The sequence below is a fragment of the Pseudomonas sp. 3B-A001-10F genome (genome assembly GCF_056313565.1).
Map to the genome: position 1 here is coordinate 38,033 of NZ_JBQYFW010000017.1, position 21,532 is coordinate 59,564.

Below are 21,532 nucleotides of genomic sequence, written 5' to 3' on the forward strand. Positions count from 1 at the left end.
TTTTGAGGGTGCCATCGTCAATGAAATTCAAGGATCTTCGGGATTTCGTGCAGCAGCTTGAGCAGCGCGGAGAGTTGAAACGCATCCAGATTCCCGTCTCGCCGGTGCTGGAAATGACCGAGGTGTGCGATCGCACACTGCGGGCCAAGGGCCCGGCACTGCTGTTCGAGAAACCCACCGGCTACGACATCCCGGTGCTCGGCAACCTGTTCGGCACGCCTGAACGGGTGGCGATGGGCATGGGCGCCGAGTCGGTCAGCGAGCTGCGCGAAATCGGCAAGCTGCTGGCGTTCCTCAAGGAGCCGGAGCCACCGAAGGGCTTGAAAGACGCATGGTCGAAACTGCCGATCTTCCGCAAGATCATCTCGATGGCGCCGAAAGTCGTCAAAGACGCGGTGTGCCAGGAAGTGGTCATCGAAGGCGACGACGTCGACCTCGCGATGCTGCCGGTGCAGACCTGCTGGCCCGGCGACGTCGGCCCGCTGATCACCTGGGGTCTGACCGTCACCAAAGGCCCGAACAAGGATCGTCAGAACCTCGGCATCTATCGTCAGCAAGTGATCGGCCGCAACAAGGTGATCATGCGTTGGCTCAGCCACCGTGGCGGCGCTCTCGACTTCCGCGAGTGGTGCGAGAAGCATCCGGGCCAGCCGTTCCCGGTGTCCGTCGCCCTGGGTGCGGATCCGGCGACCATTCTCGGCGCGGTGACGCCAGTGCCGGACAGCCTCTCCGAATACGCTTTCGCCGGTCTGTTGCGCGGTAATCGCACCGAACTGGTCAAGTGCCGTGGCAACGACCTGCAAGTGCCGGCCACCGCCGAAATCATCCTCGAAGGCGTAATTCACCCGGGCGAGATGGCTGACGAAGGTCCTTACGGCGACCACACCGGTTACTACAACGAAGTCGACAGCTTCCCGGTGTTCACCGTCGAGCGCATCACCCACCGGATCAAACCGATCTACCACAGTACCTACACCGGCCGTCCGCCAGATGAGCCGGCGATCCTCGGTGTGGCGCTGAATGAAGTGTTCGTGCCGATACTGCAGAAGCAGTTCCCGGAAATCACCGACTTCTACCTGCCGCCGGAAGGCTGCTCGTATCGCATGGCCATCGTGACCATGAAGAAGTCGTATCCGGGGCATGCCAAGCGCGTGATGCTCGGTGTCTGGTCGTTTTTGCGACAGTTTATGTACACCAAGTTCGTTATCGTCACTGACGACGATATCAATGCCCGTGACTGGAACGACGTGATCTGGGCCATCACTACGCGCATGGACCCCAAGCGCGACACGGTGATGATCGATAACACGCCGATCGACTACCTCGACTTCGCCTCGCCGATCTCAGGGTTAGGTTCGAAAATGGGCCTCGATGCCACCCACAAGTGGCCGGGCGAAACCACTCGCGAGTGGGGTCGTGTGATCGTCAAGGACGACGCCGTCACCCAACGGATCGATGCCATCTGGAATCAGTTAGGAATAGATTGATGCGTGTAACCCTGCAGCCCTCCGGAGCAGTGCTTGAGATACAGCCCGGTGAGCGGATTCTCGACGGCGCGCGGCGTTTGGGCTACGAATGCCCGCAAAGCTGCCGCAACGGTAATTGTCATGTGTGTGCGGCGTTGCTGGTTGAAGGCCGCGTCGCGCAGGATGGCAAAGTGCATGACCACGGCGAGTTCTACACTTGCATAGCCGAGCCGCTGGAAGACTGCATCCTGCTGTGGGATGGCGTGCTCGCGCTGGGAGAACTGCCGGTGCGCAGCCTGTCGTGTCAGGTCATCGAATGCCGCGACGTGGGTGGCGACACCTGGCGTGTGCGGCTGCGCGCTCCGGCGGGCAAGCCACCGCGTTATCACGCCGGGCAGTATTTGATGATCGAGCGCGAGAACGGTGAGAAATCAGCGTTCTCCATGGCCTCGGCACCGCACGGCGGGCGTGATCTTGAAATCCACGTGCTGGCGCGCGAAGCCAGTGCACTGAGCCTGATCGAACAGCTGCAACGCAACGCGATGGTGCGGGTCGAGTTGCCGTTCGGCGATACGCATCTGGCCGAGCTGCCCGACGGGCCGCTGGTGTTGGTTGCCGCTGGCACCGGCATGGGCCAGATTCACGCCCTGATCGAACACTGCCGCGCTAAAGGCTTCAAACACCCGGTGCATCTGTACTGGGGCGTGCGCCGTCCGGAAGATTTCTATGAGATCGAACATTGGGACGAGTGGCTGAAATTACCCAATCTGTTCCTGCATAAAGTCGTCAGCGATCAATGCGGTTGGGAAGGGCGCTGCGGCATGCTGCACGAGGCAGTCTGTGAAGATTTCCCGGATCTGAAACCGCTGCACGTCTACGCCAGCGGCTCGCCGGCCATGGTCTACGGCACTCTGGACGCACTGGTTGAAGCCGGCATGGACGCCCATCAAATGCGCGCCGACGTGTTCGCTTACGCCCCCCGCTCCTGATTCGTTATAACTCGCTATATAGCCGATCGGTATTTATGTAATCGCATAAATACCGCTAGGTTATATATCAATCAGGCAATCAATTAAGAACTGTGCCATGGCACTCAAATTGCCTTAAAACATATGTGCCTTATTGTTACAGCGGTGCGTTCTATTAAGTAATTCTTCACCCGCGGGGAGCTGAACGCTATTCGCCATGAGCGCCATTGAAAACGCTTTTCTGAATTTGAATTACCCTCCGCGGCTCGATCTTGGGCCGCAGCTGACGCACGAACAACTTCTCGCTTCCATGCAATCAACCATGGCGCGCCACAAGGGCGGGCCGGTGTGGCTGTTCGCGTATGGCTCACTGATCTGGCGGCCTGAATGCTCGGCGGTGGAGCGGGTGCGCGGACGCGTGCATGGTTACCATCGCGGTTTGTACCTGTGGTCGCACGAGCATCGCGGCACGCCGGAAATGCCCGGTCTGGTGTTTGGTCTGGATCGCGGCGGTTCGTGCAGTGGCTTCGCCTATCGCTTGCCGGAAGATAATCTCGACGCGGCGCTGTACGCCTTGTGGAAACGCGAGATGCCAGTGCCTTCCTACCGGCCACACTGGCTCAACTGCCGGCTCGAAGATGGCAGTCAGGTTCAGGCGTTGGGATTCGTTTTGGAGCGACACCTGCCCAGCTATGCCGGCAACTTGCCGGATCACGTGCTGAGCCAGGTGTTCGCAAGCGCTTGCGGGCGTTACGGCACCACTCGCGATTATGTCGAGCAGACCGCCCACGCCCTGCGCAGCCACGCCATGCCAGACCGTAATCTGGAGGCGCGGCTCAAGCGCTGTAAATCACAAAGCGATCAAGCGACTGCTTCACGGCTCTGACTGGCGACTTGCTTGTGCCATAGCGTCGGGGCCAGGAAGGCCATCGCCAGCAGGCAAGCGCCCACCAGCAGGACGAAACCGCCGTCCCAGCCAAAATGGTCAACGGTGTAGCCCATCGCCGCACTGGCCGCGACCGAACCACCCAGATAGCCGAACAGGCCGGTGAAACCCGCAGCCGTGCCGGCGGCTTTCTTCGGCGCCAGTTCCAGCGCCTGCAGACCGATCAACATCACCGGGCCGTAGATCAGGAAGCCGATCGAAAACAGCGCGATCATGTCGACGGTCGGGTTACCGGCCGGGTTCAGCCAGTAAACCAGGGTCGCCACGGTCACCAGCGCCATGAACACCATACCGGTCAGGCCACGGTTGCCACGGAAGATCTTGTCCGACATCCAGCCGCACAGCAGCGTGCCCGGAATGCCCGCCCACTCGTAGAAGAAGTAAGCCCACGAAGTTTTATCGACGGTGAAACCCTTGGCTTCTTTCAGGTAGGTCGGCGCCCAGTCCAGTACGCCGTAGCGCAGCAGGTAAACGAAGACGTTAGCCATGGCGATGTACCAGAGCATTTTGTTGCGCAGCACGTATTTGACGAAGATTTCCTTGGCACTGAATTCGTCTTCGTGGCTGGCGTCGTAGCCTTCCGGGTAATCGTTCTTGTACTTCTCGATGGGCGGCAGGCCAACCGATTGCGGGGTGTCACGCATGGTGATGAAGGCAAAGACCGCCACGCCCAGCGCCACTGCTGCCGGTACGTAAAACGCCGCGTGCCAGTCGTTGAACAAGCCCATGCCGAGCAGGAACAGCGGGCCGATCAGCCCGCCGCCAACGTTATGCGCCACGTTCCACACGGATACCACGCCACCGCGTTCCTTCTGCGACCACCAGTGCACCATGGTCCGGCCACTTGGCGGCCAGCCCATGCCCTGGGCCCAGCCGTTGATGAACAGCAGGATGAACATCATGGTCACGCTGGACGTTGCCCAAGGCGCGAAACCGAAAATGAACATCACCCCGGCCGAGACCAGCAGGCCGAACGGCAGGAAGTAGCGCGGGTTGGAACGGTCGGACACCAGGCCCATGAGGAATTTCGACAAGCCATAGGCAATGGCGATCGCCGACATTGCCAGACCCAGATCGCCACGGCTGTAGCCTTCGTCGATCAGGTACGGCATGGCCAGCGAGAAGTTTTTGCGCAGCAGGTAGTAACCCGCGTAGCCAAAGAAGATACCGGCGAAGATCTGCCAGCGCAGGCGTCGGTACGTGCTGTCTATTTTTTCTTCAGGCAATGGAGCCTGATGTGCGGCAGGACGAAAGAAAGCAAACATTCAAGAGCTCCAGATTTCTTGTTTTGACTGCGGATGCGAATGTTACAGTTTCGTTACCGAAAATAGCACCGGTTCGCATCGAGCAAATAGCGGAAAATGTTGGAAGTCGCGCGTTCCTTTACGAACCTGTCGCTCAGCTGTAAGAACAGGGCGTTTTTGTCGCGCCTGGAATGTTGTGTCTTAGACTCGCGATCTATGGATCGACTGATTTCGCGAGATAAACGATGACCCCGAAAGTTCGCAGGCTATTGCCCAGACTGTTGATGGTCGCAGTGGTGACTGTTTCAGTGTTGGCACTGAGCTTCGCCCAAGGTTCTGCGGCGCCAGGCCTGCGCAATGTCACCGTGTTGATCGTTCGTCATGCGGAAAAGCCTGATGTAGGCCGTGAACTCAATGCCCGGGGCGAACAACGCGCTGCGGCTTATGCCGACTATTTCACGCCGTTGAAACTGGATGGCCAGGCGCTCATCCCTCAGCGTCTGATCGCTACCGCCGACAGCCCGGAAAGTATGCGGCCACGGCAGACACTGATCCCGCTGTCCCAGCGCCTGCAACTGCCCATCGAACAGCCCTGCGCCAATAACCAGGTCGACGAACTGGTCACTAGGCTGCGCAAGCACAATCAGGCAAAAACCGTGCTGATTGCCTGGCACCATGGGCACATCAATAAGCTGATTGCCGCTTTCGGCGGCGATGGCCCGGCGCTGATCGGCCAGCCGAAATGGCCAGTGGATGTGTATGACTGGCTGATTGTTCTGCGCTTCGATGACAAGGGGCAGTTGATCCAGTCTCGTAGTCGGAAGGTTCAGGAACAGTTGATGCCCGGTGACGTTGCCGTCGCAAACGGCAGCTAAATATCCGTCGGAAAAATTACCTGCGACTATTCGCGCAGCGGATTTTCCCGGTTTCCCGAGGGGATCAGGGAAACGTCCTGCATGCAGCGGCGAAGCTGCGCCATTCAGTTAAAAGTCACTGCTCAGTAACCTTTGTGTTGTTGCCGGATAGGACAACTCACTAGGGAGGGGCAGGATCATGCGATGGTTTTTTGCTGGGTTTTGGTTGTTGGTCGGCTGTTCTGCGCTGGCCTCAGAAGTGTTTTTGATACCGGAAAACAATCCCAAGCCGATTTACCCTCTAGAACTGCAAAGGGCAGGTATAACGGGCGAGGTGAAGGTTAGTTTCATCGCCAGTGCGGATGGTTCAGTCAGCGAAATCAGCATTCGAGAGAGCACTCATCCTGACTTGGCCGATGCGGTTCGAGTCGCGATAGCGCAGTGGCGTTTCAAGCCTTGGACGGTTGAAGGGAATAAACCGGAACAGCAGGAAATCATCGCGCCAATGATTTTCAGGCTCGATCTGGATCTGCCCATTCACGTCAATCAGCAACTGAAAGCCTTGCGATGCCGTACGGTTAACGAGAACCTCGCCAACATTGCAGAGTACTCATGGATCGATTCGGCGGTATTTGCTCAAACCCGCGCCTATCTCTCGAACGTCTTCCATAAAACTCAGCTACCGGACGCACAACGTCTGGCGATAATTGCCAAGATGAATCGGCAGGTTGAAAAGATCGTCAGGGCTTGTCGGCAGAGTCCGACGCGTAAATTCATAAGCCTGTTACCAGCGGAGATTCGTGAGTTGCTTTGATAACACAGGCCAGAACGACCGAACCGGGCATTCTGGCCTGCATCGAAAGATTACTCAGCGCACTTGCACTACAACCTTGCCCACGGCCTTGCGCTGGCCAAGATCATTGATCGCCTGCGCCGCATTGCTCAGCGGATACACCTGCGATACCAGCGGTTTCAACTTGCCCTCGGCAAACCAGCCGAACAACTGCTGGAAGTTCGCCGCGTTGTCCTGCGGCTGGCGCTGGGCGAAGGAACCCCAGAATACGCCGAGTACCGCCGCGCCTTTGAGCAGGGCGAGGTTGACCGGCAGCTCCGGGATGCGCCCGCTGGCGAAACCGACGACCAGCAGACGGCCATTCCAGGCGATGGCGCGGATGGCTTGATCGAACAGGTCACCGCCGACCGGGTCGTAGATCACGTCGGCGCCCTGGCCATCGGTGAGGCGTTTGATTTCGTCCTTGAGGCTGGTTTCGCTGTAGTTGATCAGCTCATCGGCGCCAGCAGCCTTGGCCACGGCGAGCTTCTCCGCGCTGCTGGCGGCAGCAATGACGCGGGCGCCCATGGCTTTGCCGATTTCCACCGCCGCCAGGCCGACGCCGCCGGATGCACCGAGTACCAGCAGGGTTTCCCCCGCTTGCAGGTTGGCGCGTTGCTTGAGGGCGTGCATCGAGGTGCCGTAAGTCATGCTGAACGCGGCGGCGGTGTTGAAGTCCATCGACGGCGGAATCGGCAGGACGTTGTAGCCCGGCACCGCGACCTGTTCAGCGAAGCTGCCCCAACCGGTCAGCGCCATGACTCGGTCACCGACCTTGAGGTGGCTGACCTTTTCCCCGACCTCCGTGACCACGCCAGCCGCTTCACCACCCGGCGAGAACGGGAAGGGCGGCTTGAACTGGTACTTGCCCTCGATGATCAGCGTGTCCGGGAAGTTGACCCCAGCGGCGTGCACCTCCAGGAGGATTTCGTTCTTCTTCGCGACAGGGCTGGCGACGTCTTCCAGCACCAGCGATTCGGCAGGGCCGAAGGCTTTGCACAGCACGGCTTTCATCAGGGCTATTCCTTTGGGAGTGATGGCCGATAAGTGTAGGTGTGTCAGTCAACGGGTCAACGAGCATGCCCGGCCCTGATAGTCAGCCATAAGCTTGTGCTTGCGTGGCGGGTCGTTATGCTAGGCCGCAAACCGGATAAGGAGCGAATTGTGAAAGCGTGGATCATGTTGTTGCTGGCCCTGTCTCTGCCTGTGGCAGCGCTGGCCGAAGAAGCTAAAGAAGGCGAGGCGCCGAAGGTCAACTACATCACCCTGAGCCCGCCGTTCGTGGGCAACTACGGGTTGGACGGCACGCCGAAGCTTAAGGTTTACAAGGCCGATGTGGCGTTGCGCGTGACCGGTGAGGAGGCGACCAAACTGGTCAAGGCCAACGAGCCGCTGATCCGCAATCAGCTGGTGGCACTGTTCACCCAGCAGACCACCGAGGCGATGGGCAGCATCGAGGGTAAAGAGAAGCTGCGTCAGGAAGCGTTGAAGCAGACCCAGCAAGTGATGAATGACGAGACCGGCAAGCCGGTGGTTGAGGATCTGTTGTTCAACAACCTGATCATTCAGTAAGTGCGTTGGCTGCTGTTCAGGACGCCAGGCTTTTGCGAAAGCGCGCCAGCGCGATGAAGAAGAACAGCAGGCCGATGGCCGTTAGCGCTAGCAAGTCCGGCCAGACCACGCTCAGCCCGGCGTCGCGAAACAGAATCGCGGCGCTGAGGCTGACAAAATGCGTGGACGGTGAGCCCTGCATGACCCACTGCAGCCATTGCGGCATGCTGTCCAGTGGCGTGCTGCCACCCGACAGCAGCAACATCGGGATGATCACTGGAATCGCCAGCAAGCCGAACTGCGGCGTCGAGCGTGCGAGTGTCGCCAGAAAGATCCCCAACGCGGTACTGGCAAACAGATAAACCGCAGTCACCAGCAAAAACAGGCTCATCGAGCCGGACAGCGGCACGCCGAGTGCGCCTTTGACCACCACCTCCAGCGACAGCCAGGTGCACAGCACCACCACCAGCAGGTTGCTCCAGATTTTCGCCAGCATGATTTCCAGCGCCGTCAGCGGCAGCACCAGCAAATGGTCAAGCGTGCCGTGTTCGCGTTCGCGCAGTAGCGCGGTGCCCGTGAGGATGATTGCCAGAATAGTGATGTTGTTGACGATCTGAATCACCGCCAGAAACCAGCCACCCTCCAGGTTGGTGTTGAACAGCGCGCGGGTGGTCAGTTGAATCGGCGTTTTGCTCGCGGCATCGTCCTGGTCGCCATAGGCCTGCAGCTCGCGCTGGAAAATCCGGCTGATGTAGCCAGCGCCCATGAACGCCTGGCTCATCGCGGTGGCATCGACGTTGACCTGAATGGCCGGTTGCCGCGCCGCCAGTAGATCGGTTTGAAACCCCGCCGGAATGTTGATGACGAAAGTGTACTGGCCGCTGTCCATGACCTGGTCCAGTTGCGGATAGGGGAGCAGCACTGGCGTCTGGAATTCCGGCGGTTGCAGGGCCTGGGCCAACTGGCGCGAGAGGGCGCTGTGGTCTTCGTCGACGATCGCCACGCTGGCGTTGTGCACGCCGATCACTGAGCCGGCGGCAGGCATGTAGATCGCCACGGTGAAGGCGTAGAACAGGAACAGCAGCAATACGCTGTCGTGGCGCAGGCTGGTCAGTTCCTTGAGCCCCAGGCGCAGGATGTGCGCGAACTTGTGCATCAGGCCTCCTGCTTTTTCAGCATGATCAGGCTCAGCCCGGTGAACCCGACAAAGAACCCGAACAGCGCCAGGCACTGCGGCCACAACTGCCGCAGGTCCAGCGCTTTGGTGAACGTCCCCACGGCAATGTCGAGAAAGTGTCCTGCCGGAAACAGCATGCCCATCACCGCAGCCGCTCCTTCCAGTGAAGAACGCGGCACGATCAGTCCGGAGAACTGGATGGTCGGCAGGCTGGTAATGATCATGGTGCCGAGGATCGCGGCGATTTGCGTGCGGGTGAACGCCGAGATCAGCAGGCCCATGCTGGTGGTCGCCAGCACATACAGCAGGCCGCCAAACGCCAGCGTCAGCAGGCTGCCCTTGAACGGCACGCCAAACAGCCAGCGGTTCATCGCCACCAGCAGCGCGAGATTGACCAGACTGACCAGCAGGTATGGTGCCTGTTTGCCCAGCAGAAACTCCAGGCGGGTCAGGGGCGTGGCGTAGAAGTTGGTGATCGAGCCGAGTTCTTTTTCGCGCACGATGCCGAGCGCGGTGAGCATCGCCGGAATGAACGCCAGAATCAGCGCCATGACCCCGGGGCCAATAGCGTTGACGCTGACCACATCCTGGTTGTAGCGAAAGCGCGTTTCCAGGCTGGCACCCGCTTGGTGGCTGATGGCGGGGCTGCTCTGTTCGGCCAACTGCTGCAGGTTGGCCAGGTGCACGGCTTCGACATAATTGCGGCTGGTCTCGGCGCGAAACGGCATGCCGCCGTCCAGCCACGCCGCCGCCGCAGGCTGGCGTCCGGCGTACAGGTCGCGGCCAAATCCGGGCGGGATTTCCAGCGCCAGTTTGATTTCCGAGCGTTGCAGGCGGCGGTGCAGCTCTTGAGCGTCGTGGATGGCCGGCCGCTCATCGAAGTAGCGCGAGCCGCGAAAGGCTTCCAGATAGGTTCGGCTCTGCGGGGTTTGATCCTGATCGTAAACGGCGAACGCGAGGTTCTCTACGTCGAGGGAAATTCCGTAGCCGAAAATCACCATCATGAAAATCGCCCCCGCCAGCGCAAAAGCCATGCGCACTTTGTCGCGCAGCAGCTCCTTGCCTTCGCGACTGGCCACGGCTAGCAGGCGACCGAGGCTGAAACCGCGTTGCTGGTCTGGCGGCGCGTCGGCTGGCGCTGAAGGCGCTGTCGGCGATTCACTCGCGGGAGGCGATGGGGCAGTGCCTTGGGCCTGTTCCAGACACGTCACGAAAGCGGCTTCCAGCGTCTCTCCGGCAAACTGACGCTGCAGCGCTGCCGGGGTGTCGCAAGCGAGGACTTTGCCGGCGTGCATCAGCGAAATGCGGTCGCAGCGCTGGGCTTCGTTCATGAAGTGGGTGGAGAGAAAAATCGTCACGCCTTGCTCGCGGGACAGTTCGATCAGCAGTCGCCAGAAGTCATCACGGGCTGCCGGGTCGACGCCGGAGGTCGGCTCATCGAGGATCAGCACTTCCGGACGATGCAACACCGCGACCGCCAGCGACAGGCGTTGACGCAGCCCGAGAGGCAGGGCACCGGACGGCTGATCGGCGACGCTGAGCAGGTTGAAGCGCTGAATCAATGCGTCGATGCGTTGCGCGCTTTCGGCCTTGGGCAAGTCGAACAGACGGGCGTGCAGCTCAAGGTTCTGCCGCACGCTGAGTTCGCCATACAGCGAAAAGCTTTGGGACATGAAGCCGACCCGTTTGCGCGTGGCCAGATCCTTGGCGTCCACCGGATTGCCCAGCAGTGTCGCGCTGCCTTCGCTGGCCGGCATCAGCCCGGTCAGGACTTTCATGGTCGTGGTCTTGCCGCAGCCGTTGGAGCCGAGAAAACCGAAAATCTCGCCGCGACCGATGGCGAAGCTGACGTGATCCACCGCAGTGAAGTCGCCGAAGCGCAGCGTCAGGTCGTGGGCTTCGATGGCAATGTCGGTGGTACCGCCAGTACGCGGCGGAATGACCAACGGCTGAGCGTCGTGATGACTGTCGCCCTGGAAGTGTGTGAAGGCTTCATCGAGTTTGCCGCTGGGGGTGACGGCTGCCAGCTCGCGGCTCAGACCGATGGCAATCAATTGGCCGTTGTCGAGCATCAGGCAATGCTCGAACTGTTCGGCTTCTTCCATATACGCAGTGGCAACCAGCAGGGTCAGTTGCGGGCGCTCGCGCCGTACATCGTCGATCAGCTCCCAGAAGCGTCGGCGTGAGAGCGGGTCGACGCCGGTGGTCGGCTCATCGAGGATCAACAGATCCGGCTCATGGATCAGTGCGCAGCACAGGCCCAGCTTCTGTTTCATGCCGCCGGACAACTTGCCGGCGGGGCGCTCGGCGAACTTCAGCAGGTCGGTGGCGAGCAGCAGATTGTGCATGCGTTGCTCGCTGTCGGCTTTCGCCAGGCCGAACAGCGTGGCAAAGAACTGGATGTTTTCGCGGATCGACAACTCGGGATACAGGTTGCCGCCCAAGCCCTGGGGCATGAAGGCGATGCGCGCATACAGCGTGTCGCGGTGGCGGCGCTGCTGGATCGGCCCGCCGAGGACGTCCAGTTGCCCTTGCTGCAAGGCCTTCACGCCGGCGATCAGCCCGAGCAGGCTGGACTTGCCCGCACCATCTGGGCCGATCAGCCCGCAGCGGGTGCCGGCGGGCAGGCTGAAGGTGATAGCGCTCAGCGTTTGCTGTTTGCCGTAACGGTGCGCGATCGCGTTCGCCTGAACCGCGAGGCCGTTCATTGCAAATTGGCCGGCCAGGCAATCGGCGCGATGCGCACATAACCGGCGCCGGGCATGCCGGGCTTGGCTTGCGGCACGGCGCTGGGTTGGGTCAGGCGCAGCTTGACGCGGAACACCAGTTTTTGCCGCTCGTCACGGGTCTCGACCTCTTTGGGGGTGAACTGCGATTTGCCGGCGACGAAACTGATCTTCGCCGGCAAGGGTTTGTCGGGCAGGGCATCGAGCAGCACCCGGGCTTCATCGCCTACGGCCAGACGCCCGGCCACCGAGGCAGACAGGTAGAGGTTCATGTACTGATCGTTGGGATCAATCAACAGCAGGACGCGGCCACCGGCCCCCAGCACTTCGCCGGGTTCGGCCATGCGCAACTGGATCACCCCATCAATCGGCGCGCGCAGGCTGCTGTCGTCGATTTCGCTGGTCAGTTGAGCGACCTGTGCCTGCGCCGCGCCGATCGCTGCAGCGACCGCCGACACTTGGGCGCGGGCCGCCGTCACGGCAGCATTGCCGGTGCCGATACGCGACTGCAATTGATCGATAACCTGGGCGCTGACGAAACCGTGCTTGAACAGCGATTGCGAACGCCCCAGTTCCTGCTGGGCCAGTAGCAATTCACTCTGGCGCAATTGCACATTGGCCTCGGCGGCGTTGAGGTTTTCCCGGGCGCGCAAGACTTCGGCTTCGGCTTGAGTGCGCTGGGCTTCGAGGGTGCGGGTATCCATGCGCGCGAGCAGTTGGCCCTTGTTGACCTTGTCGCCTTCATCGACCAGCACCTCGGCCAGGCGTCCGGGTGTCTTGCTGGCGATCTGCACTTCGGTGGCTTCCAGCCGCCCGTTGCCCATCGACAGCCCTTCGACCAGACGGCTGCTGATCGACATCCAGTAACCGAGCCCGCCGGCGGCGGCGAGTAACACCAGAAGCGACCCGGCGTATAAAAGTGAAGAGCGGCTGTGCGTCGACATGGGGGCATCCTGCGGCTGTGGCGTGCAGTCTGACTGCTCAAGCGTTCCAGTCGCTTGATGTCAGTCAACCGAGCGCCAAGCCTAGCCCCTTTTTCGGCTAATAACCGTGACCGGGCAGTTCTCAGCGCAAGCCGAGCACGGCGGCCCACTGTTCGGCCGTCACGGGCATGACCGACAACCGCGAGCCCTTCTGCACCAACGGCATCTCGGCCAGCGCGGTCTGCTGCTTGAGGTAATCCAGCTTCAATACCCGGGCAAACGTCTCGACGTGTTCGACATCGATCGCACTCCAGGCATTTTTTTCCGGGGTAGCCTTCGGGTCGAAGTAGTGGCTTTCCGGCTCCAGTGCGGTGGGATCCGGGTACGCCGCCTGAATAATTTTCCCGATACCGGCAATCCCCGGCTCCGGGCAGCTGGAATGGTAGAAAAAGAACTCGTCACCCACGGCCATCGAGCGCAGGAAGTTACGCGCCTGATAGTTGCGAACTCCGTCCCAGCGCGCTGTGCCGAGCTTTTCCAGACCTTTGATAGAGAGTTCGTCGGGCTCGGACTTCATCAGCCAATAGGCCATGGTTTTTGCTCCTGAAACGGTCATTGGGCAGGTTGTCGGGCAATTTTATGACAAACCGACAGTCGGTTGACGTCAGCGTTTGCGCGCAGGTTCACGTTGTCGCAAAATGCCGGCCTTTAAAGCTTGACGCTGCTGCACGGCCTACGAACGGAAACCGCTGCTGTCATCGTGATGATGTGCCTTGAGGGGGGCAATCGATGAAACGCAAACCGGATCTACTATGGACTTTGGTAATTTTGTTTGGCTTGGGCGTCGTAACCACCGGTTATGCGCAGAGCTTGTGGTCGAACAAGGCCGACGCGCCGATTGAAGTCGCGCAACAGGTGCAACAGTCGACAGCCTTCAAACGCTGAAACGGCTTTCTCGACGCCGCTGATCTGCGCGGCGTCCTATCCCGCGAAATACCACGCCTTGTCGCTGACCGTGCCTTGTAACGGTACATCCCAGCTTGCCTGCGCCAAGCGTTCGACTTTCTGACATTCATGGGCCAGGCCCAGTAGCGTAGGCTTGCGCCAGCTTTTTCGCCGAGCCAGATACGCCAGGCTGCGATCATAGAAACCGCCGCCCATCCCCAGTCGCCCGCCGACATCGTCAAACCCTACCAACGGCAATAACACCAGATCCAGTGCCCAGACCTTGCGTTGCTGTGCCAGATTGGCTCGCGGCTCGAGAATGCGGAAGCGATTGGGTTTAAGTTTCTCGCCGGGACGAATGCGTTGGAAAACCATCTTGGTGCGTGGCCAGGCGCTGAGCACCGGCAGATAAGTCGATTTACCCCGACGTTGAGCTTCGCGCAGCAGAAGGCGCGGATCGATTTCACTGTCTGTGGGCAGGTACAGAGAGATATGTCTGGCCCGGCGAAAGTGCGGGTCTTGTGCCAGTTGCCGGTACAGGCCTTTGGCGGCCTGGCGTTGTTCGCTTTTGCTCAGCGAACGGCGCGCCTTGCGCAGCAGGCGGCGGAGTTGCGGGCGGGGCAGCAGCGCGGGTTCGGTCATGGTTCGGCTTCGGCAGGTTGGACGAAAACGTACGCATAAAAAATCCGATGGCGGTTTTCACCGACATCGGATTCGAATCAGGCTCCCCGGATGAACCGCTGTCAACTTAGCCCTTGAACCCGAAAGTTCAAGGTGGAAGATGCAGTAGACTTTAAGGCTTTCCGTCTAGCGGACATGCACACCAGCCCAACGTGCAACTTCCAGGGTAGTGCGAATCGGCTCAGGGACATCGTCAACTGGCAAGCACCCCAGGGAGTGCCGCGAGTATACCGCAAGCGGCCAGTCGAATCAGCCCTTGCTGGTGTTCTGATCGTCGGCGAGGACCAGATCGACACGATCGAGCAAGTCGCGCACCTGTTCACGGGTCGAACCGCTGGCCTGGATGTCCGGACGCTCTTCTTTGTGCAAGAGGTCATGGGTGATGTTCAGCGCGGCCATCACGGCGATACGGTCGGCACCGATGACTTTGCCGCTGCTGCGGATCTCACGCATCTTGCCATCCAGATAGCGCGCGGCACTGACCAGATTGCTGCGTTCTTCCTGCGGGCAGATGATCGAATATTCTTTATCGAGGATCTGCACGGTGACGCTATTGCTTGAACTCATGAGTCTTGCTCCAGGGCCTTGAGGCGCGAAATCATCGATTCGACCTTACGCCGGGCGATTTCGTTTTTTTCAATGAGGTGAGCGCGTTCCTCGCGCCAGGTCTTTTCCTGAGCTAGTAAGAGTGCATTTTGACTCTTTAGTTGCTCGACTCGGCCAATCAACAGTTCGAGTCTGGCCATCAGCGCTTGCAGGTCGGTGTCTTCCATTGTGTCCACGTGTTCGTCTGATGGGAGGTAGCTGGCGGACAGCCTTTAATAGTCTTGGCGAGTCTGTCGATGTAGGATACAAGGCCTTCATTCTAGACATAGCGCCGTCTGGCGCCTAGCTGCCCATGACCAATGCGAATTCCCCGTACCAAGCCTTTGCCACCCTGCTGACTTCCAGCGGCCACAACGTCTCGCCTGCCGAACTGCATGGCCTGCTGCTTGGCCGTAGTTGCGCCGGTGCCGGCTTCAATGCCGAAGAGTGGCTGATCGATGCTGCCGAGTTGCTCGAAAGCGAACCGCAGGACAATGTCCGCAACGCCTTGATCGGCCTGCAAGAGATGGTCAAAGGCGAGCTGACCGGCGACGACGTCACTGTCGTTCTGCTGCTGCCGACCGATGACGCACCGCTGGCTGACCGCGCCGCTGCACTGGGCCAATGGTGCCAGGGCTTCCTCAGCGGTTTCGGCCTGAACTGCCGCGACAGCAGCATGCTCAGCACTGAAGCCACCGAAGTACTGCAGGATCTGGCTGCCATTTCCCAAGTGCAGGATGCTCTCGAAGAATCCGAAGACGGCGAAACCGACTACATGGAAGTCATGGAGTACCTGCGCGTTGCGCCGCTGCTGCTGTTCTCGGAAACCAAGAAAGCCGACGTGCCGCCAGTCGCCAAGCCGTCGCTGCATTAATCGCGTGCCAGGGAAAGCCATCTGCCCATGATCCATATCCCGAAAGCGGAATACAGCCGTCGCCGCAAGGCCCTGATGGCGCAGATGGAACCCAACAGCATCGCGATCCTGCCCGCCGCCGCGGTGGCCATTCGCAACCGCGACGTCGAGCACGTCTACCGTCAGGACAGCGATTTCCAGTACCTCAGCGGTTTTCCCGAGCCGCAGGCTGTCATCGTTTTGATGCCCGGCCGTGAGCATGGCGAATACGTGCTGTTCTGCCGTGAGCGCAACGCCGAACGCGAATTGTGGGACGGTTTGCGCGCCGGGCAAGAGGGCGCGATCCGCGACTTCGGTGCCGATGACGCTTTCCCTATTACCGACATCGACGACATCCTCCCGGGCCTGATCGAAGGCCGCGACCGGGTGTATTCGGCGATGGGCAGCAACCCTGAATTCGACCGTCACCTGATGGACTGGATCAATGTGATCCGCTCCAAGGCGCACCTCGGCGCCCAGCCGCCGAACGAATTCGTTGCCCTGGATCATCTGCTGCACGACATGCGTCTGTATAAATCGGCGGCAGAAGTGAAGGTGATGCGCGAAGCCGCACGGATCTCGGCGCAAGCCCACATCCGTGCGATGCAGGCCAGTCGGGCCGGGCTCTACGAGTACAGCCTCGAAGCCGAACTCGACTACGAATTCCGCAAGGGCGGGGCGAAGATGCCGGCCTACGGCTCGATCGTCGCCGCCGGGCGTAACAGCTGCATCCTGCATTACCAGCAGAATGACGCGCTGCTCAAGGACGGCGACCTGGTATTGATCGATGCCGGTTGCGAGATTGACTGCTACGCCAGCGACATCACCCGCACCTGGCCGGTCAACGGCAAGTTTTCGCCCGAGCAGAAAGCGATCTATGAGTTGGTGCTGGCCTCGCAGGAAGCCGCGTTCGCCGAAATCGCCCCGAACAAGCACTGGAATCAAGCGCACGAAGCCACGGTTCGAGTGATTACCACGGGGCTGGTGAAACTGGGATTGCTGCAGGGTGAGGTCGACGAGTTGATCGCCAGCGAAGCCTATAAAGCCTTTTACATGCACCGCGCCGGTCACTGGCTGGGCATGGATGTGCATGACGTTGGTGAGTACAAGGTCGGCGGCGAATGGCGAGTGCTCGAGGTCGGCATGGCGCTGACCGTAGAGCCGGGCATCTACATCGCCCCGGACAATCAGAACGTCGCGAAAAAATGGCGCGGCATTGGTGTACGTATCGAGGACGACGTGGTCGTGACCAAAACAGGTTGTGAAATCCTCACCAGCGGCGTGCCGAAAACCGTCGCTGAAATCGAAGCGCTGATGGCGCAAGCAAGGACCCACGCGGCATGAGTCGAGTCAATCTGGCAATCATCGGTGGCGGTCTGGTCGGCGCCAGTCTGGCGTTGGCCTTGCAGGCCGGGGCCAAGGCGCGTGGCTGGAAGATCGTCCTGATCGAACCGTTTGCACCAGGCGACAGCTGGCAGCCGAGTTACGACGCACGTTCGTCGGCGCTGTCCTTCGGCTCGCGGCAGATTTATCAACGGCTGGGCGTGTGGCAGGAAATCTCCCGTCGCGCCGAGCCGATCAAACAGATTCATGTTTCTGACCGTGGCCGCTTCTCCACCGCGCGTCTGTCGGCGATGGAAGAGGGCGTGCCGGCTCTCGGTTACGTGGTGGAAAATGCCTGGCTCGGCCAGTGCCTGTGGCAGCACATCGACAAAGACGTGATCAGCTGGCGTTGCCCGGCGGAGGTCACACGCATGGAACCGCTGCCCGATGGCTATCGCCTGACCCTCAATGATGAAACCACCCTTGAATGCGACCTCGCGGTGCTCGCCGATGGCGGTCGTTCCGGTCTGCGCGAGCAGCTAGGCATTAACGTGCGCAAGCGTCCGTACAACCAGAGCGCGCTGATCGCCAACATCACCCCGAGCGAAGCGCACAACGGCATGGCCTTCGAGCGTTTCACCGACGAAGGGCCGATGGCCTTGCTGCCGCTGCCGGAAAACCGCTGTGCTCTGGTCTGGACCCGTTTGGGCATGGACGCGCAGCGCCTGGCCGATTTGAGCGAGCGTGATTTCCTCAGCGAATTGCAGGGCGTATTCGGTTATCGCCTCGGCACGTTGAAACAGGTTGGCGCACGGCATTTGTATCCGCTGACGTTGGTCGAGGCCGAAGAGCAGGTGCGCTCGCATCTGGCTGTACTCGGCAACGCGGCGCACAGCCTGCACCCGATAGCCGGGCAGGGTTTCAACCTGTCGCTGCGTGACGCCGATGCCTTGGCCGCTGCGTTGCTGGCCAGCGATAAGCCGCTGGGCGACTTCGCCACGTTGCAGGCGTATCGCGAGCGTCAACGTCTCGATCAGGATCTCACCGTCGGTTTTTCCGATCAGGTCACACGCCTCTTCGGCAGCACGCAGCCATTGGTTTCGTTGGGCCGTAACATCGGCCTGCTTGGCCTCGATCTGTTGCCGCCGGCCAAGCGCTGGTTTGCCCGTCAGGCCATGGGTTTGGGAACGCGACCGGATGCTTAAGTGGTTGACCGCTAAATTCGGCAAGGCGCGGTTGATGCGCTGGGTGATGACGTTCTACCCGCCGTATCTTGGCGCCGGTGTACGGGTTCGGCATATCAGCGATGATTTCCGCGACGTTCAGGTGTCGATGGGGCTGGGCTGGTACAACCGCAACTACGTCGGCACTCAGTTTGGCGGCAGTCTGTATTCGATGGTCGACCCGTTCTTCATGCTGATGCTCATGGAAAACCTCGGCTCGAAGTACATTGTCTGGGACAAGGCTGCCGATATCGATTTCATTGCGCCGGGCAAAGGCCCGGTGTTCGCCCGCTTCAATATCGACGAGACCTTGCTCGCCGAGATTCGCCGGCAAACCGCCAATGGCGAGAAATACCTGCCACAGTTGCAGGTCGACATTCATGACGGCGCCGGCAATCTGGTGGCGCGGGTCGGTAAAACCCTTTACGTGCGGCTCAAGCCGCAAGCGAGACAGGCTTAAAGCATGGAAATGCGCGCAGATCTGCTGATTGTCGGAGCCGGAATGGTCGGCAGCGCCCTGGCGTTGGCGTTGCAGGACAGCGGGCTGGAAGTCCTGCTGCTCGATGGCAGCCCGCTGAGCGTCAAGCCGTTCGATGCCGACGCGGCGTTTGAACCGCGTGTGAGCGCGCTGTCGGCAGCCAGCCAACGCATCCTCGAACGCCTCGGCGTGTGGGACGGCATCGCCAAGCGCCGCAGCAGCCCGTACACCGACATGCACGTCTGGGACGGCAGCGGCACCGGGCAGATCCATTTCTCGGCGAGCAGTGTGCATGCCGAGGTGCTGGGTCATATCGTCGAAAACCGAGTGGTGCAGGACGCCTTGCTCGATCGCTTGCACGATTGTGATCTGGGCATGCTCGCTAATGCGCGGCTGGAACAGATGCGCCGCTCGGGCGATGACTGGTTGCTGACGCTGGCTGACGGTCGTCAGCTGCGCGCGCCATTGGTGATTGCCGCTGACGGCGCCAACTCGGCCGTTCGCCGCCTCACCGGGATGGCCACGCGCGAGTGGGATTACATGCACCACGCCATCGTCACCAGCGTGCGCAGCAGCAAGTCGCACCAGATGACCGCGTGGCAGCGCTTTACCGATCACGGGCCGTTGGCGTTTCTGCCGCTGGAGCGTGACGGGCAGCAGGATTGGTGTTCGATCGTCTGGTCGACCACGCCGAGCGAAGCCGAGCGCTTGATGGCGCTGGATGAAGCGGCGTTCTGCCGAGAGCTGGAGCGTGCCTTTGAAGGCCGCCTCGGCGCAGTCATCAGTGCCGATCCGCGACTGTGCGTGCCGCTGCGTCAGCGTCATGCCAAACGCTATGTGGCCGAAGGGTTGGCGCTGATCGGCGATGCGGCGCACACCATTCACCCGTTGGCGGGGCAGGGTGTGAACCTCGGTTTCCTTGATGCGGCGGTGTTGGCGGAGGTGCTGTTGCAGGCAGCCGAACGCGGTGAGCGTTTGGCGGATGCGAAGGTGCTGAGCCGTTACGAGCGTCGGCGCATGCCGCACAACCTGGCGCTGATGGCGGCGATGGAAGGCTTTGAGCGGTTGTTCCAGGCGGATCCGTTGCCGGTGCGCTGGTTGCGTAATGCCGGGTTGAAGCTGGTGGAGCAGATGCCGGAGGCGAAGGCGCTGTTTGTGCGTGAAGCCCTCGGGTTGACCGGGGATCTTCCAGCGCTGGCCAAACCCTGACATCTCCATTGAGGCTGATGGCCCCTTCGCAAGCAAGCTCGCTCCCACATTTGAAATGCATTCCAATGTGGGAGCGAGCTTGCTCGCGAAGGCGTCAGAACCGACACCACATATTTCAAACTGTGCAACATCTGGTAACTCCTTCAAAAAGAGTTCGATTGAGGTGGTAAATGTGAGTCCTTATCATTTGGCCCACATTTTCCGACCGAGAGACCACTCCCATGTTGGCACCCAAGCGTCTTCTGACCGCACTGGCCCTGACCCTGATCGGCAGCACAACGGCCCAGGCCGCTGATGAGGTGGTGGTTTACTCGTCGCGCATCGATGAGCTGATCAAACCGGTCTTCGATGCCTACACCGCCAAGACCGGGGTGAAGATCAAGTTCATCACCGACAAGGAAGCGCCGCTGATGCAGCGCATCAAGGCCGAAGGTGAGAACGCCACCGCCGACCTGCTGCTCACCGTTGACGCCGGCAACCTCTGGCAAGCCGAGCAGATGGGTATCCTCCAGCCGTTCACTTCGAAAGTTATCGATACCAACATTCCGCTGCAATATCGCTCGTCTACTCACGCCTGGACTGGCCTGAGCCTGCGCGCGCGGACCATCGCCTACTCCACTGAACGCGTGAAGCCGGGCGAGCTGACCACCTACGAAGCACTGGCCGACAAGAACTGGGAAGGGCGCCTGTGCCTGCGTACGGCGAAGAAGGTCTACAACCAGTCGCTGACCGCGACCATGATCGAAGTCCATGGCGCCGAGAAGACCGAAAAGATCCTCAAGGGCTGGGTCAACAACCTCTCCACCGACGTGTTCTCCGATGATGTCGCGGTGCTCGAAGCGATCAACGCCGGGCAATGCGATGTCGGCATCGTCAACACTTACTACTACGGCCGCCTGCACAAGCAGAAGCCGGAACTGCCGGTGAAGCTGTTCTGGCCGAATCAGGCCGATCGTGGCGTGCACGTGAACCTGTCGGGCATTGGCCTGACGAAGTACGCGCCGCACCCGGAAGCGGCCAAAGCTTTGGTTGAATGGATGACCACACCCGAGGCGCAGAAGATTTTCGCAGACGTGAACCAGGAGTTCCCGGCCAACCCGGCGGTGGCGCCTTCGGAAGAAGTGGCGGCGTGGGGCAAGTTTGTCGCTGACACCTTGCCGGTGGAAGTGGCGGGCAAGCGTCAGGCTGAAGCGATCCGGATGATGGATCGGGCGGGTTGGAATTGAGGCTTTTTCGATAGATTTGTCTGCTTCAAGATCGCAGCCCCTCACCCCAGCCCTCTCCCAAGGGAGAGGGAGCCGATCTGTGTTGGATTCAACTCCTGAGTTCAACTCGATATCTCAGGTCGATGTAGCTTGAGCGAGCGCCTCGGTCAGTCCCCTCTCCCTCCGGCTGAGGGAGCCGATTTATGTTGAATTTAAATCCTGAGTTCGGCTCGATGTTTCAGGTCGGCGTAATTCCCATAAACTACGCGGTCAGTCCCCTCTCCCTCCGGGAGAGGGTTAGGGT

General features: G+C 60.5%; 22 protein-coding genes and 1 other RNA gene. 13 read left to right on the forward strand and 10 right to left on the reverse strand.

Features of this window, described 5'->3' with window-relative positions; translation table 11 throughout:
* Positions 1-20 precede the first annotated feature (20 nt).
* The 3 genes from ubiD (at position 21) to AC0ZWN_RS16860 (ending at position 3,320) form a co-directional block, all read left to right on the forward strand.
* Positions 21-1,487 carry a 4-hydroxy-3-polyprenylbenzoate decarboxylase gene (gene ubiD / locus AC0ZWN_RS16850; protein ID WP_007911173.1) on the forward strand — a complete coding sequence of 489 codons (1,467 nt, stop codon included), beginning with the start codon at positions 21-23 and terminating at the stop codon, positions 1,485-1,487.
* Positions 1,487-2,455 carry a CDP-6-deoxy-delta-3,4-glucoseen reductase gene (locus tag AC0ZWN_RS16855; RefSeq protein ID WP_095049381.1) on the forward strand — a complete coding sequence of 323 codons (969 nt, stop codon included), beginning with the start codon at positions 1,487-1,489 and terminating at the stop codon, positions 2,453-2,455. Before ubiD ends, AC0ZWN_RS16855 begins: the two co-directional genes overlap by 1 nt.
* 196 nt (positions 2,456-2,651) lie before the next feature.
* The gene (locus AC0ZWN_RS16860; protein WP_095049382.1) at positions 2,652-3,320 is read left to right on the forward strand and encodes a gamma-glutamylcyclotransferase; all 669 of its coding nucleotides are present in this window, start codon (positions 2,652-2,654) and stop codon (positions 3,318-3,320) included.
* On the opposite strand, the gene glpT is transcribed toward AC0ZWN_RS16860, so the two are convergent.
* Positions 3,296-4,645, reverse strand: a complete 1,350-nt coding sequence (gene glpT, locus AC0ZWN_RS16865) for a glycerol-3-phosphate transporter (RefSeq protein WP_016985912.1) — start codon at positions 4,643-4,645, stop codon at positions 3,296-3,298. The two genes, AC0ZWN_RS16860 and glpT, sit on opposite strands and share 25 nt — an antisense overlap.
* Positions 4,646-4,869: 224 nt before the next feature.
* Here glpT and AC0ZWN_RS16870 point away from each other — a divergent pair, with 224 nt between their 5' ends.
* Both AC0ZWN_RS16870 and AC0ZWN_RS16875 read left to right on the forward strand, forming a co-directional pair.
* Positions 4,870-5,499 carry a flagellar basal body-associated protein FliL gene (locus tag AC0ZWN_RS16870; RefSeq protein ID WP_476335811.1) on the forward strand — a complete coding sequence of 210 codons (630 nt, stop codon included), beginning with the start codon at positions 4,870-4,872 and terminating at the stop codon, positions 5,497-5,499.
* A gap of 178 nt (positions 5,500-5,677) precedes the next feature.
* Positions 5,678-6,292, forward strand: a complete 615-nt coding sequence (locus AC0ZWN_RS16875) for an energy transducer TonB (RefSeq protein ID WP_476335813.1) — start codon at positions 5,678-5,680, stop codon at positions 6,290-6,292.
* Positions 6,293-6,346: 54 nt separating this feature from the next.
* Here the strand turns inward: AC0ZWN_RS16875 and AC0ZWN_RS16880 are convergent, their stop codons facing one another.
* Positions 6,347-7,324, reverse strand: a complete 978-nt coding sequence (locus AC0ZWN_RS16880; protein WP_476335815.1) for an NADPH:quinone oxidoreductase family protein — start codon at positions 7,322-7,324, stop codon at positions 6,347-6,349.
* Between the two features lie 150 nt (positions 7,325-7,474).
* Between AC0ZWN_RS16880 and AC0ZWN_RS16885 the strand changes: the two genes are divergently transcribed.
* A complete protein-coding gene (locus AC0ZWN_RS16885) occupies positions 7,475-7,882 on the forward strand; it encodes a flagellar basal body-associated protein FliL (protein ID WP_027610485.1) in 408 nt (135 codons plus the stop codon).
* A gap of 16 nt (positions 7,883-7,898) precedes the next feature.
* On the opposite strand, the gene AC0ZWN_RS16890 is transcribed toward AC0ZWN_RS16885, so the two are convergent.
* From AC0ZWN_RS16890 to AC0ZWN_RS16905, 4 genes are all read right to left on the reverse strand, one after another.
* Positions 7,899-9,017 carry an ABC transporter permease gene (locus AC0ZWN_RS16890; RefSeq protein ID WP_476335816.1) on the reverse strand — a complete coding sequence of 373 codons (1,119 nt, stop codon included), beginning with the start codon at positions 9,015-9,017 and terminating at the stop codon, positions 7,899-7,901.
* Complete coding sequence (gene rbbA / locus AC0ZWN_RS16895; protein WP_476335817.1) at positions 9,017-11,746, reverse strand: ribosome-associated ATPase/putative transporter RbbA; 2,730 nt, start codon at positions 11,744-11,746, stop codon at positions 9,017-9,019. The genes AC0ZWN_RS16890 and rbbA overlap by 1 nt, the downstream gene beginning before the upstream one ends.
* Positions 11,743-12,708, reverse strand: coding sequence for an HlyD family secretion protein (locus AC0ZWN_RS16900; protein ID WP_099757474.1), 966 nt, complete (start codon positions 12,706-12,708; stop codon positions 11,743-11,745). The genes rbbA and AC0ZWN_RS16900 overlap by 4 nt, the downstream gene beginning before the upstream one ends.
* A 121-nt stretch (positions 12,709-12,829) precedes the next feature.
* Positions 12,830-13,279 carry an EVE domain-containing protein gene (locus AC0ZWN_RS16905; RefSeq protein ID WP_476335818.1) on the reverse strand — a complete coding sequence of 150 codons (450 nt, stop codon included), beginning with the start codon at positions 13,277-13,279 and terminating at the stop codon, positions 12,830-12,832.
* A gap of 197 nt (positions 13,280-13,476) precedes the next feature.
* Between AC0ZWN_RS16905 and AC0ZWN_RS16910 the strand changes: the two genes are divergently transcribed.
* Positions 13,477-13,632 (forward strand): hypothetical protein, encoded by a 156-nt coding sequence (locus AC0ZWN_RS16910; RefSeq protein WP_016985917.1) that lies wholly within the window; start codon positions 13,477-13,479, stop codon positions 13,630-13,632.
* A 36-nt stretch (positions 13,633-13,668) separates the two neighbouring features.
* Here the strand turns inward: AC0ZWN_RS16910 and AC0ZWN_RS16915 are convergent, their stop codons facing one another.
* From AC0ZWN_RS16915 to AC0ZWN_RS16930, 4 genes are all read right to left on the reverse strand, one after another.
* Entirely contained in the window at positions 13,669-14,274 is a 606-nt protein-coding gene (locus AC0ZWN_RS16915) for a 5-formyltetrahydrofolate cyclo-ligase (RefSeq protein WP_476335820.1), read from the reverse strand.
* Positions 14,275-14,353: 79 nt separating this feature from the next.
* A non-coding RNA gene (gene ssrS / locus AC0ZWN_RS16920) (6S RNA) lies at positions 14,354-14,532 on the reverse strand.
* A 30-nt stretch (positions 14,533-14,562) separates the two neighbouring features.
* A complete protein-coding gene (locus AC0ZWN_RS16925; RefSeq protein WP_093429754.1) occupies positions 14,563-14,880 on the reverse strand; it encodes a cell division protein ZapA in 318 nt (105 codons plus the stop codon).
* Positions 14,877-15,086: a TIGR02449 family protein gene (locus AC0ZWN_RS16930; protein ID WP_007911197.1), complete on the reverse strand. Its 210-nt coding sequence runs from the start codon at positions 15,084-15,086 to the stop codon at positions 14,877-14,879. Before AC0ZWN_RS16930 ends, AC0ZWN_RS16925 begins: the two co-directional genes overlap by 4 nt.
* Positions 15,087-15,211: 125 nt before the next feature.
* On the opposite strand from AC0ZWN_RS16930, the gene AC0ZWN_RS16935 reads away from it, so the two are divergent.
* The 6 genes from AC0ZWN_RS16935 to AC0ZWN_RS16960 all read left to right on the forward strand — a co-directional run bounded on the left by AC0ZWN_RS16935 (position 15,212) and on the right by AC0ZWN_RS16960 (position 21,249).
* Complete coding sequence (locus AC0ZWN_RS16935) at positions 15,212-15,772, forward strand: YecA/YgfB family protein (RefSeq protein ID WP_257356577.1); 561 nt, start codon at positions 15,212-15,214, stop codon at positions 15,770-15,772.
* A gap of 27 nt (positions 15,773-15,799) precedes the next feature.
* Positions 15,800-17,134, forward strand: coding sequence for a Xaa-Pro aminopeptidase (gene pepP / locus AC0ZWN_RS16940; protein WP_093429756.1), 1,335 nt, complete (start codon positions 15,800-15,802; stop codon positions 17,132-17,134).
* Positions 17,131-18,318 (forward strand): 2-octaprenyl-6-methoxyphenyl hydroxylase, encoded by a 1,188-nt coding sequence (gene ubiH / locus AC0ZWN_RS16945; RefSeq protein WP_093429757.1) that lies wholly within the window; start codon positions 17,131-17,133, stop codon positions 18,316-18,318. Before pepP ends, ubiH begins: the two co-directional genes overlap by 4 nt.
* The gene (locus AC0ZWN_RS16950; protein ID WP_095049393.1) at positions 18,311-18,796 is read left to right on the forward strand and encodes a DUF4442 domain-containing protein; all 486 of its coding nucleotides are present in this window, start codon (positions 18,311-18,313) and stop codon (positions 18,794-18,796) included. Before ubiH ends, AC0ZWN_RS16950 begins: the two co-directional genes overlap by 8 nt.
* A gap of 9 nt (positions 18,797-18,805) precedes the next feature.
* Entirely contained in the window at positions 18,806-20,023 is a 1,218-nt protein-coding gene (locus AC0ZWN_RS16955; RefSeq protein WP_177409260.1) for a 2-octaprenyl-3-methyl-6-methoxy-1,4-benzoquinol hydroxylase, read from the forward strand.
* 221 nt (positions 20,024-20,244) lie between these two features.
* Positions 20,245-21,249, forward strand: coding sequence for an extracellular solute-binding protein (locus tag AC0ZWN_RS16960; protein WP_257356576.1), 1,005 nt, complete (start codon positions 20,245-20,247; stop codon positions 21,247-21,249).
* Positions 21,250-21,532 lie beyond the last annotated feature (283 nt).